Raw genomic sequence first — 14,735 nt, 5'->3', positions numbered from 1 at the left:
TTACTCATGTTGCGATATTTTTCACATCACTAAACCAACACGTAATCGCAACTAATAAAAACAAAATCATGGCCTTACATCATCGCGCTTTCGTCCCCTTTTTGCGATTGTCGGTACTGACTACGTGGCCTTAAAGCATCATCGAGTGAGGATTATGAATATTTCTCAACATCGATTACCCATACAACAATACTTCGTGACCTGTATCGCAAAATACGTGTTAAAGAACATATTCACTGTCTTTAACATCACAGCAGGCTGAAACTTCACTGCTGTTGGTAACCAATCTACGGATTTTAAAAACAGTGTCAATACTGTTTTTAATAACATGATTTTAATAACAGTAGTCACTAGGTCAGCATGAGGTAAAACGTAGAAAAACAGAGCACCCACGGTATTCAACTCCGTGCCGCCGCGCTTAATTTAATCTCAATGACCGTATGACCAGTGGTTATTTTCTTTGTACCAACGACGGTTAATCCACTTAACGTCAGAATATCTTCCATATCTTTCAACGTTCTGTATCGCGTGCCATCCTGGCAGATGACGGATTGAAAAAGCGCATTCATCAATAACCTTGGTGAGGTTTCTTCATGCTCCAGCAAAGGTTCGATGATTAATAGCGTCGAATGCCCAATTGATTGCGCGATGGCTTCTAATATTTTCAGGCAGAATTCGTCGTTCCAGTTATGTAATATGTTTTTAAGCAGATAGACATCATAGCCAGAAGGAATCGCCTCAAAGAAACTGCCGGGAGTGAAGGCCATTCTTTCTTTCAATTCAGGATAGTGCTGTGCAATACTCTTTTCGCTTCGGTTACAGACACCAGTCATATCGAAAAGACAGCCGGTTAGGTGATGATACTGCTTTATAAGCTCAGTCAGAATAACGCCACTACCGCCGCCAATATCAACAACGCTGCCGACCGTTTTAAAAAGAGACGCATATTCTTTAGCCAGCACATATCCAACCGGGCGAGATAAATCTCGCATGGCAAGATCGTAAATTTCTGCTCGTGATGAGGAGTGCGCCAGATGCTCATATAATGTCAGCCCAAAGACCTGCTTAAACCCCGACTCCCCTGTACGGCTCGTATGCAATAGCCCATCAAACCCCTGATAGTATTCATTGCCGAACAGCATACAGAAATGCTTCATTGAGCTGATGTTATCCGACATCAGCAGCGCAGAACGTGCGTTATTTTTAATAATACTTTCATCTTTCACATCAAAAAAGCCAAAGACCTCAAGCACCTTGATAATATCAAAAATATTCTTTTCACTCGCCTGACATTCCTTTGCCAATTCAGCAATGGTTATCCCCTGCTCCCCTATTTTATCGGCTATCCCTATTTCCGCTGCGACGCATAATGCTTTTGCGGCCAAAGGCATCATCATGATTTCTGAAATACTTCTAATATGCTCAGCGGAATTCATATATTTCCCTTTATTATCTAATTTCATAGCGAGGATGAGTTTACGATTTAGCACATCATTTATGCCGATACGCAAAGTATGCTGAAATGAGGCTAAAAACATATCATCCGTTTGGCCGAACGGTAATCAGCCATCTACCATCCGGCCAGAAGAAATAAGGGATTAAAACGTCATAATTTAAAGACGCTATTATTTTAAAAATAGGATTGGTTATCTATGGCTTAAAATAATGATTAGCGGAAAACGCGCCCACCAATATTGCGCGCGGCGTCGATATACGCCTCTGGCGTTCCCATTTCCGGCATCAGCAGTATTTCAGACGTCAATACTGGCGCACCACAGTAGTCAAAAATCCCGTGTGCGATCTGGGCATGAAAGGCGTCCGCATAGCCATGCTTTTCAAATGTTCTCTGGTTGACTGCACCCAGCGCCACAAGGTGTACCGGTAAATGCCCCAGTTTCTTTATCACATTTCCATCGGCGGTTTCTTCATAGGCCCAGCCGTTTGAAAACACGCGATCGATCCACCCTTTCAATAACCCCGGCATGGACCACCAGTAAATCGGGAACACCAGCACCAGCGCATCTGCGTTATCAATACGCGATTGCTCAGCAATGACGTCAGGCGGTATTGCGCCTGTACACTGGAAAGCAGCGATATCTGGCACAGAAAACACCGGGTTAAAGCCTTCCTCTGTAAGATCTGCGATTTCAAACGTATTTTCTGGGTTTGCCCCAGCGATCCCTTCCGCAATTGCGGTAGCGACACTGTGCGTTAGTGAGGTATGAACAGGATGAGAAACGACAAGTAATGCATGCATTCCGGGTACTCCCTATTGCTATAAAACAGCGTCAGATATAGTCTTATATACTAACAGTAACCTACCATTAGTAAGTTACTTTTGGTACATAAGAATGTCAACAGGATAATATCGCCAATGTCCAAGCCACAGGCACGACAGCGTTTATCAAGAGAAGATCGCCATATACAGCTGATCAAAGCCGCCTGGCAGATTATTCGGGAAGAAGGTACGGAAGCGCTGACGCTCGGACATCTGGCGGAACGGGCTGGTGTAACGAAACCGGTGGTTTATGATCACTTTACTAACCGTTCGGGGCTGTTAGCTGCACTTTATAAGGAATATGATGCTCGCCAGACAGCGATTATGGATGACATTATCCGTAAAACTGAGCCCGTACTCGATAAGCTGGCTGCGGTGATTGCTACTTCGTACATTGATTGCGTACTGCTTCAGGGCCGTGAAATGCCCAACGTCATGGCGGCGCTTACCGGAACCCCAGAGCTTGAACAAATCAGGCAGGAGTACGATGCCACCTTCACGGAAAAATGCCGCGATCTCTTTGCCCCATTCTGCGCGGACAAGCCTCTTCATGACGCCGCACTGCGCGCGATGCTCGGTTCCGCCGAAGGATTATCTTATGCCGCCGTTAAAGGGATTATTACGGAACAGCAGGCTAAAGATGAACTATTCCACGTGATTGTCGCGATGGTGCAAAGGTGTCGCGCACAGCGCCTATAAAACATAACCCAACCCACATCAATAATGGCGCTGATATCACCGCCATTCACCCTGATTTAAAATTGACCAAAATCAATAAAAAATCAGTAAATACATTATTTTACCTTTCTATACACCCCACCTTTTGACCTTCCCGTAGGGGGAAGGTGTAACGTCATAAGTCGTGATTCCAAGCTAATGACTTTAATTGAGGGGAAATGATGATGAAGCTAAAGATGATGTCGGCGCTATTTGCTCTGACACTGAGCGGGCCAGGCTTCGCTGCGGCGACGGACGCCAACGCGTTTCTGGCTAAACAAGGGCTGGCGGGGAAAAGCGTCGAGCAGATCGTCGATACGATCGATCAATCGCCGCAGGCAAGACCGTTGCCCTACAGCGCGTCGATTACCAGCAAAGAGCTGAAATTATCCGATGGGCAGCAGCAGTATAGCTATCCGCTGGGCAATAAATTCTATCTCTCATTCGCCCCTTATATTCAGCAAACCCATCCCTGCTTTAACCACAGTTTATCCGGGTGTCAGGGTGAGCTCGCTAATACGGCGTTTGACGTAAAAATCACGGATAAAGCCGGCAATGTTATCGTGCAAAAAACACTGAGTAGCCACCAGAACGGCTTTGTCGGCGTATGGTTACCGCGCAATATTGAAGGAACGATTAATGTTACCTATCAGGGGCGCGTGGCAAGTTCACCGTTTGCAACCTATGACGACAGTCAGACCTGCATGACGACACTGCCATTGAAAGAGGCATAGCAGAACGCCGTCGCGGACACAGATAAAGAAACCCAGCGCCATCGCTGGGTTTCTTATTCAACGGGAAACTGGCGTATTACTTACTTCATCGCCCCCCGCGATTCACTCACACCACGCCCGTATCCACGCGCTTACCGATATCTTTTAGCTGCGAATATTTTTCTAACAGGCCGGGCGCGTCGTCCAGACTCATAGCAAACATCCACATATAGGTCATCACCGAATAGATATGCCCCGCATTGGTTCCGCCATTAAGCGTCATATGCAGGATCGTCAATGAAAACAGGACGGCAGCGGCGGCACCGATGGACAAATAGCCCAGCGCCTCACGATCCGACAGGCGAATGCGCAGCCCAGCCAGCACATGGTAATGCTTGGTCAATGAAGCCGCCGTCGCGTTGCTGACAAAGCCAACCTCTTTTTCCAGACGGTTATTTAATTTACCGAACAACACCTCGTTCTTGCGGGTGTAGCTTGGCAGGAACAACGCAAAAAACAGCAGAATGACGATACAGGCCACGCCCGCCCAGAACTCAATCACCAGCAACATCACCGCCGCACCGATGATCGACGCCAGCGACGTGATCAGCACCGGAAGGTGGATTTCAAAAAAATCCACGAACTCGCGTGAAAGCGCCACGCGCGCCGCGATAGTTGAGTGGTTATGGTTTTCTTTTCTCTGCGCCAAAATCACTGGGACAGCCAGTGCAGCATAAATACGAGCAAAGGTGCGGGTATCCACGCTGCGCCGTGCCGCGCCAATCGCCCACATAATGAAAACCATCAACGCATACAGCACCGCGTGCCAGGGCTGAGTATTCAAAATAGCGTTAATGGCGAAGCCCGCCATTAGAGGATAAAGAAGGTAAGTCACATTCTCCGCCACGACTAACAGCAGGGTGAGAATCAGTTTTTTGCCATGCAGCTTTCCGAGTTTTTTAAGGGTGACAGCAGCACTATGCGAAACCTTGACCGGTTCGCTGATATTATGGGTTTGCATGAGAATCGTATTTAACAGAGTTATACTTGAGCGGTTGCTCAAGAGCAAAAAATTGTATTTGAGCACTTGCTCAAAGTCAACGCGGGGACGGTAATGAAAGAGACGACGAAAGCGCTAAAAGACAAAATCCTTGATGGCGCAATCGAGCTGTTTATTGAGAAAGGTATTGAGAAAGTGACAACGCGCGAACTGGCAGAACACGTTGGTATTTCGCGCAGCCATCTTTATCACTACTTTCCTGACTGGCAAACGCTGTCCATTGAGGCACTAACGGCGTTCATGCAAGCGGATTTGGAAGCGGTTGCAGCAGGAATCGCCACATTACCGCCGAAAGAGAAACTGCATGCGCTGGTGAAGAATTACTTGCCGGATACGACTGACGTCATCTGGAATCTCTATGGATCGCTATGGCAGTTAGCCGTTCACAATGCCGCTTACGCAGAGCTCGCCCATGTAATGGCAGAGAAATGGTTTGCTTTACTGGAAGCGATCATCGCATCAGGCGTCGCGTCCGGTGTCTTTAAAAATACCGATACTCAACGCGTTTCCCGCCAGCTAGGTGCACTGTTAAACGGCTACTCTGACCATCTGATTATTAACCCTACGCTTGCTGAATTTCAGCAAGCCACTGAAGATATTGATGATTTTATACAACGCGTGTTGTGAAGCACAGGGTCAGCACAGCATACGTCGCGAGTAAGGCGTACACTTGTTCCAGCACGCCTTAATCGCGAATATTACAGGCCATTTTTGATTGGACGGTGCTAATCAGATAAGCATACTTCGTCAGCATTTCGAACTGGATGACATCATTTTCAGCCAGGATGGGGATCGCTTCATCGGGTGCATTATCATTGGTATTCTTATTCATCACGATATTGTGCACCACCAGACGGTTCCCTTCCCACACTGAATCAAAGCTGAACGTGCGCCGAATCGTTAGCGGTACGCCGTCTTCACCGAGGTAAAAGCCGTTGACCAACACCAACGCCCTGTTTTGTTTATTGAGATAAAAATAGACGTCATATTCCTTTCTGATTTTCCCATCTTCTAAGTAGCGCTTTACCTCAGCCTGACAGATCAGCGGATTCCGGTATAAATTACTTTTTAAATAAAAAAGGGTTCCCAGCGTAAATGAAATAAAAAGCACTAATACAGTGCAAAAAATCTTCTTCCTGACTTTAATTATTAACATAAGTTACACATCCCTTCCCATCCTTCTTGCAGGAAATAACGATTTCACTTTTCTTATCCAGCATTCCAGACATAACGATTTTTTTCGACAGGAAGAACAACGTATTGTCGGTACACAGATTTTCATAGTCGGTCGGGAGGGGATAACCTACGCTGTCATATAAATAGAAAAGATCGCATTTCCCGCTCATCTTAACGTCAACAAGGTGCCGATACGGGAAGCGATTTGCGCTTACCAGCGCGATCAGGAAAACCCCCACTATCGTTATCCAGATGAGAAGGAACCGGATGTATTGCTGTTTTTTTACTGGCTCAGAGATGGCACGGTGTTTTATAGAAAACGGCTTTTTTTCTTCGTAAACCTCTTCTTCAACATTCTTCTCATCTCCCTGATTTAGCGCGTCTTTCTCTTCCTTTCCCCCATCCGCTGTTGGGTAGAAAACAATGCTTTCCGCGTTAAAAACAATACCCAATTTGGGGATGGTGACAATCGAATCCGCAAGGTCGAATTCGCGTAATACCTTCCTTAGCAGAGATAAATAGTTATTTAGATTATTAAGAGAGGGGCAAAGCGCGTGCTTTTCCAGTGCCTCTTTTAACAAAAACTCGCGGCTTAGCGTTACGCCCGGATTCTCAATCAACAAGCAGAGCAATCGAGAAATAGGAAGGCTCAGAGAGACGGCTTCATTTTCACGATCTATCCATGCGAGTGTTCCTTCTCCCTCATTAAAAATGATTAAATCATTAATCAAATAAACCATACGTACTTTTTCCATCAAGATTAAGAAGCGCTATTCATTTGTTATAATCAGCCTGATAGATACATCACTTATGATGACAAAACCTATGGAATAGTCTTAAATTCACTACCCCATGACGAAAAATACGTTATCTATAAAAAATAAATATATATGCAATCTCACAGGCTCTATCTCAGGCAAGGATAAAAACTTACCTATTTATTGTCAAAGATTATTTACCCTTCATTTAAGATCTATATAAATAAAAAGACATTTCATTATTTTTATAAAGCAGTGGCTACTTACTCCCATCTCAACCCAGAAGCTAGAAAATAACAAATAAGGCATTGAATTAAAATAAATTATCTCGACAATTATATTTATAGCCCATTATGTCTCGTTAGAACGACAAAACCAAAAAACAGAATAAAAACCTAAATAAAAATAAATTTAAAAGATTTAAACTAAATAAAGTTAAACAAAACAATATATTTGACCACAAATCCACTCAACACTACTATCTACCAGGTTCCAGAGCCACTGATTAGGCAAGCGGAAAATATATTCCCACGTGAAAACATGACAAACCGCTAACCCGTCAGTAAAAGCATTACAAAAGAGAAGGCATTACTCGTTATACATGAACGCATGAGCATTCATGAGAGTAGCGTTCACGTTTAAATATTCACTTTTAAACATTCACGTTTAAACAAAGTAACCAACAGAGAGAGCAGAATATGAAATTATCAAAAATCACCCTGGCATCCCTTATCTCCGTCATATTGTCTGCCAGCGCATATGCTGCGGATTCACATAATGGATCGGTAACGTTCAAAGGAAAAATTATTGATACGCCTTGCTCAGTATCTCAGGATGATTTGCACCAAACGATCGAGTTTGGCGAAATCAGCAAAACTGTGCTGGAGAACGGTGGCACGTCAGAAATTAAGCCGTTTGATATCACATTAAAAGATTGCAGTCTGGATACCGCCACCAGCGCTAAAATTGTTTTCTCCGGCGGCGTGGCATCTGGCACCAATAATGAGCTGCTGGCATTAAACGGCAGTGCAACCGGTGCAGGGATTGCCGTTGAACGTGTTGGCGAAAAAATTAAATTCGACGGAACCACGCCAGCCGTTCCAGCAACACCGCTGGCAAATGGAGATAATATCTTCTCCTTCACGTCTTATGTCGCAAAACTGCCAACCCCACAGGAAGGGGAATCACCAGTAATCACGACCGGTTCCTTCGCCAGCACGGCTAATTTTGTTGTTTCCTATCAATAACATTTTGTTGCGCTAACCATTCGTTGCGACAAACACCCGTTGCGCTAACAACAGGGTAGAAAAAATAAAATGGGGAGATCTCCTCCCCTAATACCTTATTTATTCCACATATCGATTGATATGAATGGATAACCACAATGCGGCATCTATTCAAGTATCTATTCCTATGGCAATGAAGAATATTACATTCAAAGAAAAAATAAAATTCGCGTTATTTCGCTGCGGTATTTTTATTTTTTCTTTGAATACAACATCGCTCAGTGCAACGGAATTTAACGTTAACGTACTGGATGTCGACGATCGTACTGAAATTGATCTTAGCCATTTTTCCGATCCCGAATACGTCACGCCCGGCACCTATCTTTTATCAATTAAAGTCAACGCGCGTGAAATACAACAGCAGATAATTGATTACCTGCCGGAAGGAAATCATCACGCTCGGCCAACAGCCTGCCTCTCGCCCGAACTCGTCGATAAACTAGCGCTGAAAAAAGAGGCGCGTGACAAAGCCGAATTATGGAATAACGGTGCGTGTGTCGATCTGACGCCTATCGCTGGCGTCACCGTCTCTAACCAGATAGGCATGGGAACGCTAAATATTACGATCCCGCAGGCCTGGCTAGCGTACAGCGATCGCAACTGGATTCCACCCGAGCAATGGGACCACGGCATCAGCGGTGCGCTGCTGGACTACAACCTCGTCGGAAACGTGCGCCGTGATACCAACGGCAAAGGCACATCACACTATCTCAGCAGCTACGGCACCACCGGATTTAATCAGGGGGCCTGGCGCTACCGTGCTGATTACCGCTATTTTCTGCAAAAATCGCGTAACGCGAATCGCGATCGTTTCGCATGGGATCAGTTTTACGCCTATCGTCCGCTGCCAACGCTTTCAGCCGATCTCAAGCTGGGGGAAATGTATTTCAGCAGCAACCTGTTCGATAGCTATCGCTTTACCGGCGTGTCATTAGCCAATAACGAGAACATGCTTCCCCCTTCGCTGCGCGGCTACGCGCCCGAAATTCGCGGCGTTGCCAAATCAAACGCAACGGTGACCGTCACGCAAAATGGCAGGCTGATCTATGAAACCACCGTGCCTGCTGGCCCCTTTGCCATTCAGGATATGAAAAACGGCGTCAGCGGGACGCTGGATGTGCGCGTGACGGAAGAAGACGGCACGGTAACGACGTTCCAGACCGAATCAGCCAACCTGCCTTACCTGACGCGCCCGGGGCACGTGCAGTACAAACTCGCCGCCGGTAAACCCTCGAATACCAACCACCGTCTGCAAGGCCCGGCCTTTTCTGCTGCCGAAGCGTCATGGGGATTATCCAACGCGTGGTCGGTGTACGGCGGCGGCATGTTGTCCGATGGCTACCAGTCCTGGTCGGCGGGCGTCGGGAAAAACCTTTACCTGCTGGGCGCACTGTCGGCGGATATCACACAGTCACGCGCAACGCTCCCGGCAACGTCTGCATCGCAAATGGGGCATGCCTTCTCACTCAACTGGTCTAAATACTTCAACTCAATCGATAGCCAGATCAGTTTCGCGGGCTACCGCTTTTCAGAAAAGACCTACATGAGCATGGCGCAATATCTCTATGCGCTGAATCTCGATAACCGCTATCGCAATGAAAAAGAGCGCTACACCATTACGCTCTCCAAAAATTTCGCGACGCGGGAATCCTCCTCCGTGCTGAGCGGGCTATCGACCTACGTTACCTATACGCGCCAAACCTACTGGAATGAAGCCGAGCAGGATCGCTACGGGGTTTCGCTGAACAAATATTTCGATATCGGCGCATTGAAAGGCATTGCCGCGAATCTCTCGGTCTATCGCACCGAATTCAACCGCCGTACCGATGACAGCCTGTATCTGAGCTTTTCTATCCCGCTCGGAGAAAAGGATCGCCTGAGCTACAGCATGGGGCGCTATAACGACGGCAGCAATCAGGCGCTGACCTATTCCAACAATGCCGATCAGCGCCGTACCTGGAATCTGAGCACCCGACACGACAGCAAAGAGAATACTTACCTGAGCGGCAACTATACCCATCTGGCACCGATGACGGATGCCACCGTGGGCGTCGCCTGGCAGCAGGATCGCTATACCTACCTGAACGGCTCACTGCGCGGCGGGATTACCGCCACCCGCCACGGCGTCGCAGCACACCCGAAAGGCAATCAGGGCGGCACACGCATCATGGTCGATACCGAACAGGCGGGCGTACCGTTCACTGGCAGTCAGGTCGAGACTAACCGCTATGGCCTAGCCGTGATTGCTGGCACCAGCAGCTACTACGACGTGTCGACCCGCATTGATCTTCAAAAATTACCGCAACACATTGAAGCGGTGACGACGGTGGTTCAGGGCACGCTGACCGAAGGGGCCATCGGCTACCGCAAATTCGACGTGGTAAACGGGGCAAAAATCATGGCGCACGTCGCGCTGGCCGATGGCAAAAATCCCCCGTTCGCCGCCCAGATCAAAAACAAGAAAGGCCGCGATATCGCCATGATCGCCAACGGCGGGCAGGCCTACATCACGGGCGTGTCGCCTGACGAAACGCTGTCCGTCATCTGGGAGGGGAGAACACAGTGTGCCATCACCCTGCCCGCCACCTTAAATCACCTTGATGCCCTGCTGCTTCCCTGTAAATAAGCGGCGCGAAGAAAGAGAAAAATCTGGAGAGTACGTTATGAAACACACATTTTATCAGCGAGCCGCAGGATTCATTATCGGCTGCCTGTTTTTGATGCCCGCAGCCTATAGCGCCCTGAGCCTCGATCGCACCCGCGTTATTTTTAACGATGAGGAGCAATCCGCGACGGTCATGTTGATGAACCAAAATGCGGAGAATCCGTTTCTGGCGCAGTCCTGGCTGACGGACGATCGGCACAATAAAGTGACGACGCCGCTGATGGTGCTCCCGCCGCTACAGCGCATCGAAGCGAAAGGATATAGCCTGATTCGTCTGGTCAAGACCGAACAAATCAGCCAATTGCCAACCGACCGCGAATCGCTGTTTTACCTCAACGTCCGCGAAATTCCGCCCAAGACGGACAAGCCCAACGTATTACAGATCGCCATTCAGTCTGAAATTAAGGTGTTCTTCCGCCCCCGTGGCGTAAAGCCAGCCAAAGACGAAATATGGCAGGAAAAACTGATCGTCCGCAAAACGGGAAACATCTTTCAGGTAGAAAACCCCACGCCGTACTACATCACGGTCAGCGGCATCCTGAAACAGCCCAAAGCGACGCGCGCCAACCCTACCAGCCTGCTGAAGGGAAACGCCTTTATGGTTTCACCACGCTCAACGCTGTCGGTTGAGGTGAATGACGGCGCGGTCGTTCGCTTCTATCTGTACTACGTCAATGACTACGGCGGCCATCTGGAGTTGCCTTTTACCTGCGCACAAAACCAGTGCCAGCCCGTCATCCGTAAATAAACCACAGGGAACCGCTATGTCTTGGTTAGCTGCTCGTCAACATCGCTATGTCGCCCTTTGTGCTTCGCTCTTTTTCGGCTTAACGGCGTTTAACGCCAGCGCGCTGGAATGCCGGCTGGGCACCGTAACCGGCCCGGTAAACGATTATGAGGATATCGGTACGCTAAAAATCCCCGCGACCTTGCCTATCGGCAGCCGTCTGTGGACGTCAAAACCCTATACCCGCAGCCTGGCCTGCTGGGCGTATCAATCCGTACGCCCACAGGGTGAGATGTCCTATTTCTATCCCAACCCTGAAGGCAAGGCCATCAGCCAAGGGGTCGGGATTGGCATCATCTATAACGGGCAGGATCTCGGGGTGATTACCAACGGCGGCACCACCGCATCCCGCGTCTCCACAGGGCAGTGGATCTTACCGGGCCCAAGCGGCTCATCACCGCCGTCCAACCCGACCATGCTGAATGTCACGGTGCAGCTCTATCTCGAAAAAACGGGAAATATCACCGATACCACAGCGGGAGTCGATTCGCTGCGCGTCTTCCAGATTGACGGTGAAGGAGGCATCAACAACAAACCCAACGGCAACTATGGCCTCAGCCTGTCGGGGCTACACGGCATCGACATTATGCAATGCGCCGCGAAGATCAACGTTTCGCCCGACAGCTATGTCGATTTTGGTACGGTCAGAGCGTGGTCGGGTACAGAAGCCAACGCGCTGGCGCAAACAGAATTCCACATCAACGTATCAACCGACGGCGGAGAAGACTGCGGAAAGGGTTTCGATCTGGATATCAACTTTGACGCCTCGTCACGGGGAAATTCACTCGTCGGGATAGACGGCATGAACATGGGAAATGGCGCTACGCTGAAGATCGAAGATACGCGCAGCGGCAATAACGTAGTGTTTAACCAGTTCATCGGTCTGGTTGACGGCCTGACGGCATCGAGCGGCGTGATTGAACGGCGCTATACGGCTCGACTCTACGCCTCCGGCCCCGCGGTGGTCGGCGATACCGAGAAAAATATTATCCTACGGTTTAATTATCATTAATCCGTCTTCCTACGCGAGATCGCAACGATGATCAAACACAGCAACACGGTAGTGAAATCCAGTTCGCGCCGCACCCTGCTCGCCTTCGCACTTGGCATCATCGCGCTGCATTCAGGTGCATCCTTCGCGCAGCAGATGACCGTGCTGGACGATCACGAAGTGACCTTCCACGTTTTAGTCGTCAACGCCGCCTGCAATGTGAGTACGGAGAGCAAGGCGATTGTGGTGGACATGAGTGAAGTCTCTGACCGTTACTTAAAAGCCAATCGCTACGGCGACTGGCATGACTTCACCATCAACCTCACGGACTGCAATCTGGATACCTACCAAAACGTCACTATCCGTTTTTCAGGCAAAGAAGAGCCGCTCTTGCCCAAGCGGCTGGCGCTGGATACGCCTTCCGGTGCCAAAGGCATCGCGGTTGGCATTTACCATGCGAACAAACTGGTCGGCATCAACAGCAGCACGGACAACATTGTGCTGCAAAGCGGAGACAACGCCATTCCCTTTTCAGCCCGCATCGAAAAGATACGCGACGATCTGCTTCAGTCCGGGGATTTCATGGCAACGGCGAACTTTACGTTGAGCTATTTATAGCGAGGTTGAGGGGAAAGTCGAGGCCGCCCTGTTCTTTACCAAACACTGGCGGCACACGCATTATTCACTCACGGCTAACGTGATTTGTTAGCCTCTCCCCCTATTCGCTAGCGGCTAAAAACCAGCGGAATTCTTTTTGAGAACAGGAAGTACGGGATCCAAACGGCAATACCAAAGAACGAAGAGGCTATCGCGCGAATATCGCCAGTATCGAGCTGGACATTAAACAAGTAAGCCGGTAGCAATGTCATATACCCCACCAGCAGTGCACTAATGAAGTAGTAGGCCACCATGACATTCCGCGTTTGTTTTTTACGTCGGAAGAAGGTCATCGCGGTGAAAATTTCCAGCGCGAACATGGCAAACAGGAAAAATACCAAGGCCAACGCGTAATAGCCGAGAAATCCGGTGTTCTTAAAGTGAATAATCATCGAATTGATAATATCGTACAGTGAGAACGGCGTAGTGATGAGAGAGAGAATAATCCCCAGCGCCGGGAGATAGAGAATACCGTTAATCTTCTGTTGTTCTTTTTCTTCACACGCTGAACACAGGCCGGACTCTTTACGCGCATCGTTATCGCAATTTAGGCACTTCATTTCTTAAATCCCTGTAAGTCGATTCCAAAAGAAAAAGACGGTTTCCCGTCTTGATATCACACTTAATTGTCGCTTATCCCCGAAGTGATGTTAACCCCTATTCCGCCATCAGTTCACGTAGCATGCGCTCAGGGTTGTTCAGGAAAGCGCGCGTGATCTGGTAGTGCTCCGTGTCCTCATACGCGACCTGCTGTATTCCGTCTTCACCGAATTGAAAAATAGTGGCGTCGGGATACGCCATCAGAATCGGAGAGTGGGTCGCGATAACAAACTGCGATCCTTCACGGATGAGATCGTGCATGCGGGCGATCGCCGTTAATTGCCTGCTGGGCGACAGCGCAGCTTCCGGTTCGTCGAGCAGATAAATCCCTTCTTTACCAAAACGATTGAGCAGCAGCGCCATGAAGGATTCGCCGTGGGATTGTTCATGTAGCGAATGGCCGCCATAGGAATCGATCACGGGTGGATCAAAACCGGGTTCGCTATCCAGCCGTTCAATCTCTGTCGCGACATTGAAAAAGCTCTCCGCGCGTAAGAAGAAACCGTTTTTCGGCTTTTTGATGCCTTTCGCCACCCGCAGGAAATGTGACAGTCTGGAGTGCGACGTACGGGTGCCGAAGTTGAAATTGCGGGTGCCGCCTTCCGGGTTGAACCCCATCGAAACGGCGATAGCTTCCAACAGCGTGGATTTTCCCGCGCCATTTTCGCCGATAAAAAAAGTGACTTTCGGGTGCAGTTCCAGCTTATCCAACGAGCGAATCGACGGAATAGAAAACGGGTAGGCCTCGAATGAATCCACCTTTTCGTGAACCAGTGCGACTCTGCTGATGTATTGCGTTGAGATCATTCTCTGTCTTCCTGACGGGTAATGATGATGAGTGAATAGCGTGTTTTTTCCATTACCTTAGCAAACGAATAAAAAGCGTCAATGCCTGATATGCCTCCCCCGTCAGGCTGTGATCGCCGTCGCAGACGTGATATTTCCTCACTTTTTCCTAATTGCGCTGGCCGCCTTCATTTTCGCCGCCACTGTGGAGTAGCCCAACGCATGCTGGGCATCTGCACATGGTTATTCCTTTCACTCATT

Annotated in this window: 15 protein-coding genes; 8 read left to right on the top strand and 7 right to left on the bottom strand. The window is 48.6% G+C overall.

Translation table 11 applies throughout. The features are described 5' to 3' along the window. Positions 1-398 precede the first annotated feature (398 nt). Both BJJ97_RS09755 and BJJ97_RS09750 read right to left on the bottom strand, forming a co-directional pair. Positions 399-1,538: a methyltransferase gene (locus BJJ97_RS09755; RefSeq protein ID WP_227003585.1), complete on the bottom strand. Its 1,140-nt coding sequence runs from the start codon at positions 1,536-1,538 to the stop codon at positions 399-401. A gap of 131 nt (positions 1,539-1,669) precedes the next feature. Further along, the gene (locus tag BJJ97_RS09750; RefSeq protein WP_095993818.1) at positions 1,670-2,257 is read right to left on the bottom strand and encodes an NAD(P)H-dependent oxidoreductase; all 588 of its coding nucleotides are present in this window, start codon (positions 2,255-2,257) and stop codon (positions 1,670-1,672) included. Between the two features lie 117 nt (positions 2,258-2,374). On the opposite strand from BJJ97_RS09750, the gene BJJ97_RS09745 reads away from it, so the two are divergent. Together BJJ97_RS09745 and cueP are read left to right on the top strand one after the other, a co-directional pair. Beyond that, positions 2,375-2,977: a TetR/AcrR family transcriptional regulator gene (locus tag BJJ97_RS09745; protein WP_095993817.1), complete on the top strand. Its 603-nt coding sequence runs from the start codon at positions 2,375-2,377 to the stop codon at positions 2,975-2,977. Between the two features lie 200 nt (positions 2,978-3,177). Continuing rightward, positions 3,178-3,729 carry a copper-binding periplasmic metallochaperone CueP gene (cueP, locus tag BJJ97_RS09740; protein ID WP_193438365.1) on the top strand — a complete coding sequence of 184 codons (552 nt, stop codon included), beginning with the start codon at positions 3,178-3,180 and terminating at the stop codon, positions 3,727-3,729. A gap of 106 nt (positions 3,730-3,835) precedes the next feature. Here cueP and BJJ97_RS09735 read toward each other — a convergent pair whose 3' ends face one another. Next, positions 3,836-4,729 (bottom strand): ABC transporter six-transmembrane domain-containing protein, encoded by an 894-nt coding sequence (locus tag BJJ97_RS09735; RefSeq protein ID WP_095993816.1) that lies wholly within the window; start codon positions 4,727-4,729, stop codon positions 3,836-3,838. Positions 4,730-4,822: 93 nt separating this feature from the next. On the opposite strand from BJJ97_RS09735, the gene BJJ97_RS09730 reads away from it, so the two are divergent. Next, entirely contained in the window at positions 4,823-5,395 is a 573-nt protein-coding gene (locus BJJ97_RS09730) for a TetR/AcrR family transcriptional regulator (protein WP_095993815.1), read from the top strand. A gap of 58 nt (positions 5,396-5,453) precedes the next feature. On the opposite strand, the gene BJJ97_RS09725 is transcribed toward BJJ97_RS09730, so the two are convergent. Beyond that, positions 5,454-5,924 carry a FidL gene (locus BJJ97_RS09725; protein WP_095993814.1) on the bottom strand — a complete coding sequence of 157 codons (471 nt, stop codon included), beginning with the start codon at positions 5,922-5,924 and terminating at the stop codon, positions 5,454-5,456. Next, complete coding sequence (locus BJJ97_RS09720; protein ID WP_095993813.1) at positions 5,911-6,684, bottom strand: winged helix-turn-helix domain-containing protein; 774 nt, start codon at positions 6,682-6,684, stop codon at positions 5,911-5,913. Before BJJ97_RS09720 ends, BJJ97_RS09725 begins: the two co-directional genes overlap by 14 nt. A gap of 716 nt (positions 6,685-7,400) precedes the next feature. Here BJJ97_RS09720 and BJJ97_RS09715 point away from each other — a divergent pair. From BJJ97_RS09715 to BJJ97_RS09695, 5 genes are all read left to right on the top strand, one after another. Next, positions 7,401-7,949, top strand: a complete 549-nt coding sequence (locus BJJ97_RS09715) for a fimbrial protein (RefSeq protein ID WP_095701757.1) — start codon at positions 7,401-7,403, stop codon at positions 7,947-7,949. 241 nt (positions 7,950-8,190) lie between these two features. After that, complete coding sequence (locus BJJ97_RS09710; protein ID WP_227003584.1) at positions 8,191-10,614, top strand: fimbria/pilus outer membrane usher protein; 2,424 nt, start codon at positions 8,191-8,193, stop codon at positions 10,612-10,614. A 37-nt stretch (positions 10,615-10,651) separates the two neighbouring features. After that, complete coding sequence (locus tag BJJ97_RS09705) at positions 10,652-11,401, top strand: fimbrial biogenesis chaperone (protein ID WP_095993812.1); 750 nt, start codon at positions 10,652-10,654, stop codon at positions 11,399-11,401. A 16-nt stretch (positions 11,402-11,417) separates the two neighbouring features. Continuing rightward, on the top strand, positions 11,418-12,452 hold the full coding sequence (locus BJJ97_RS09700) for a hypothetical protein (RefSeq protein ID WP_095993811.1): 1,035 nt from the start codon (positions 11,418-11,420) through the stop codon (positions 12,450-12,452). Positions 12,453-12,479: 27 nt separating this feature from the next. Then, complete coding sequence (locus BJJ97_RS09695) at positions 12,480-13,049, top strand: fimbrial protein (RefSeq protein ID WP_095993810.1); 570 nt, start codon at positions 12,480-12,482, stop codon at positions 13,047-13,049. Positions 13,050-13,156: 107 nt separating this feature from the next. On the opposite strand, the gene BJJ97_RS09690 is transcribed toward BJJ97_RS09695, so the two are convergent. Both BJJ97_RS09690 and BJJ97_RS09685 read right to left on the bottom strand, forming a co-directional pair. Further along, positions 13,157-13,648: a DUF2569 domain-containing protein gene (locus tag BJJ97_RS09690; protein WP_095993809.1), complete on the bottom strand. Its 492-nt coding sequence runs from the start codon at positions 13,646-13,648 to the stop codon at positions 13,157-13,159. 97 nt (positions 13,649-13,745) lie between these two features. Beyond that, entirely contained in the window at positions 13,746-14,495 is a 750-nt protein-coding gene (locus tag BJJ97_RS09685; protein ID WP_095993808.1) for an AAA family ATPase, read from the bottom strand. Between the last annotated feature and the right edge of the window lie 240 nt (positions 14,496-14,735).

Origin of the sequence: Pectobacterium polaris, from assembly GCF_002307355.1 — a bacterium.
In the GTDB taxonomy this organism is placed as follows: Bacteria; Pseudomonadota; Gammaproteobacteria; order Enterobacterales; family Enterobacteriaceae; genus Pectobacterium; species Pectobacterium polare.
The sequence above is the reverse complement of the archived record's forward strand: the minus strand, read 5'-3'. Positions and strand labels throughout refer to the sequence as shown.

What these genes read in the sequence shown, in the direction of transcription:
- BJJ97_RS09730 (WP_095993815.1), top strand. Translation starts at nt 4,823, where the DNA reads ATGAAAGAGACGACGAAAGCGCTAAAAGACAAAATCCTTGATGGCGCA.
- BJJ97_RS09700 (WP_095993811.1), top strand. Translation starts at nt 11,418, where the DNA reads ATGTCTTGGTTAGCTGCTCGTCAACATCGCTATGTCGCCCTTTGTGCT.
- BJJ97_RS09715 (WP_095701757.1), top strand. Translation starts at nt 7,401, where the DNA reads ATGAAATTATCAAAAATCACCCTGGCATCCCTTATCTCCGTCATATTG.
- BJJ97_RS09735 (WP_095993816.1), bottom strand. Translation starts at nt 4,729, where the DNA reads ATGCAAACCCATAATATCAGCGAACCGGTCAAGGTTTCGCATAGTGCT.
- cueP (WP_193438365.1), top strand. Translation starts at nt 3,178, where the DNA reads ATGATGAAGCTAAAGATGATGTCGGCGCTATTTGCTCTGACACTGAGC.
- BJJ97_RS09755 (WP_227003585.1), bottom strand. Translation starts at nt 1,538, where the DNA reads ATGTTTTTAGCCTCATTTCAGCATACTTTGCGTATCGGCATAAATGAT.
- BJJ97_RS09750 (WP_095993818.1), bottom strand. Translation starts at nt 2,257, where the DNA reads ATGCATGCATTACTTGTCGTTTCTCATCCTGTTCATACCTCACTAACG.
- BJJ97_RS09695 (WP_095993810.1), top strand. Translation starts at nt 12,480, where the DNA reads ATGATCAAACACAGCAACACGGTAGTGAAATCCAGTTCGCGCCGCACC.
- BJJ97_RS09690 (WP_095993809.1), bottom strand. Translation starts at nt 13,648, where the DNA reads ATGAAGTGCCTAAATTGCGATAACGATGCGCGTAAAGAGTCCGGCCTG.
- BJJ97_RS09705 (WP_095993812.1), top strand. Translation starts at nt 10,652, where the DNA reads ATGAAACACACATTTTATCAGCGAGCCGCAGGATTCATTATCGGCTGC.
- BJJ97_RS09725 (WP_095993814.1), bottom strand. Translation starts at nt 5,924, where the DNA reads ATGTTAATAATTAAAGTCAGGAAGAAGATTTTTTGCACTGTATTAGTG.
- BJJ97_RS09745 (WP_095993817.1), top strand. Translation starts at nt 2,375, where the DNA reads ATGTCCAAGCCACAGGCACGACAGCGTTTATCAAGAGAAGATCGCCAT.
- BJJ97_RS09720 (WP_095993813.1), bottom strand. Translation starts at nt 6,684, where the DNA reads ATGGTTTATTTGATTAATGATTTAATCATTTTTAATGAGGGAGAAGGA.
- BJJ97_RS09685 (WP_095993808.1), bottom strand. Translation starts at nt 14,495, where the DNA reads ATGATCTCAACGCAATACATCAGCAGAGTCGCACTGGTTCACGAAAAG.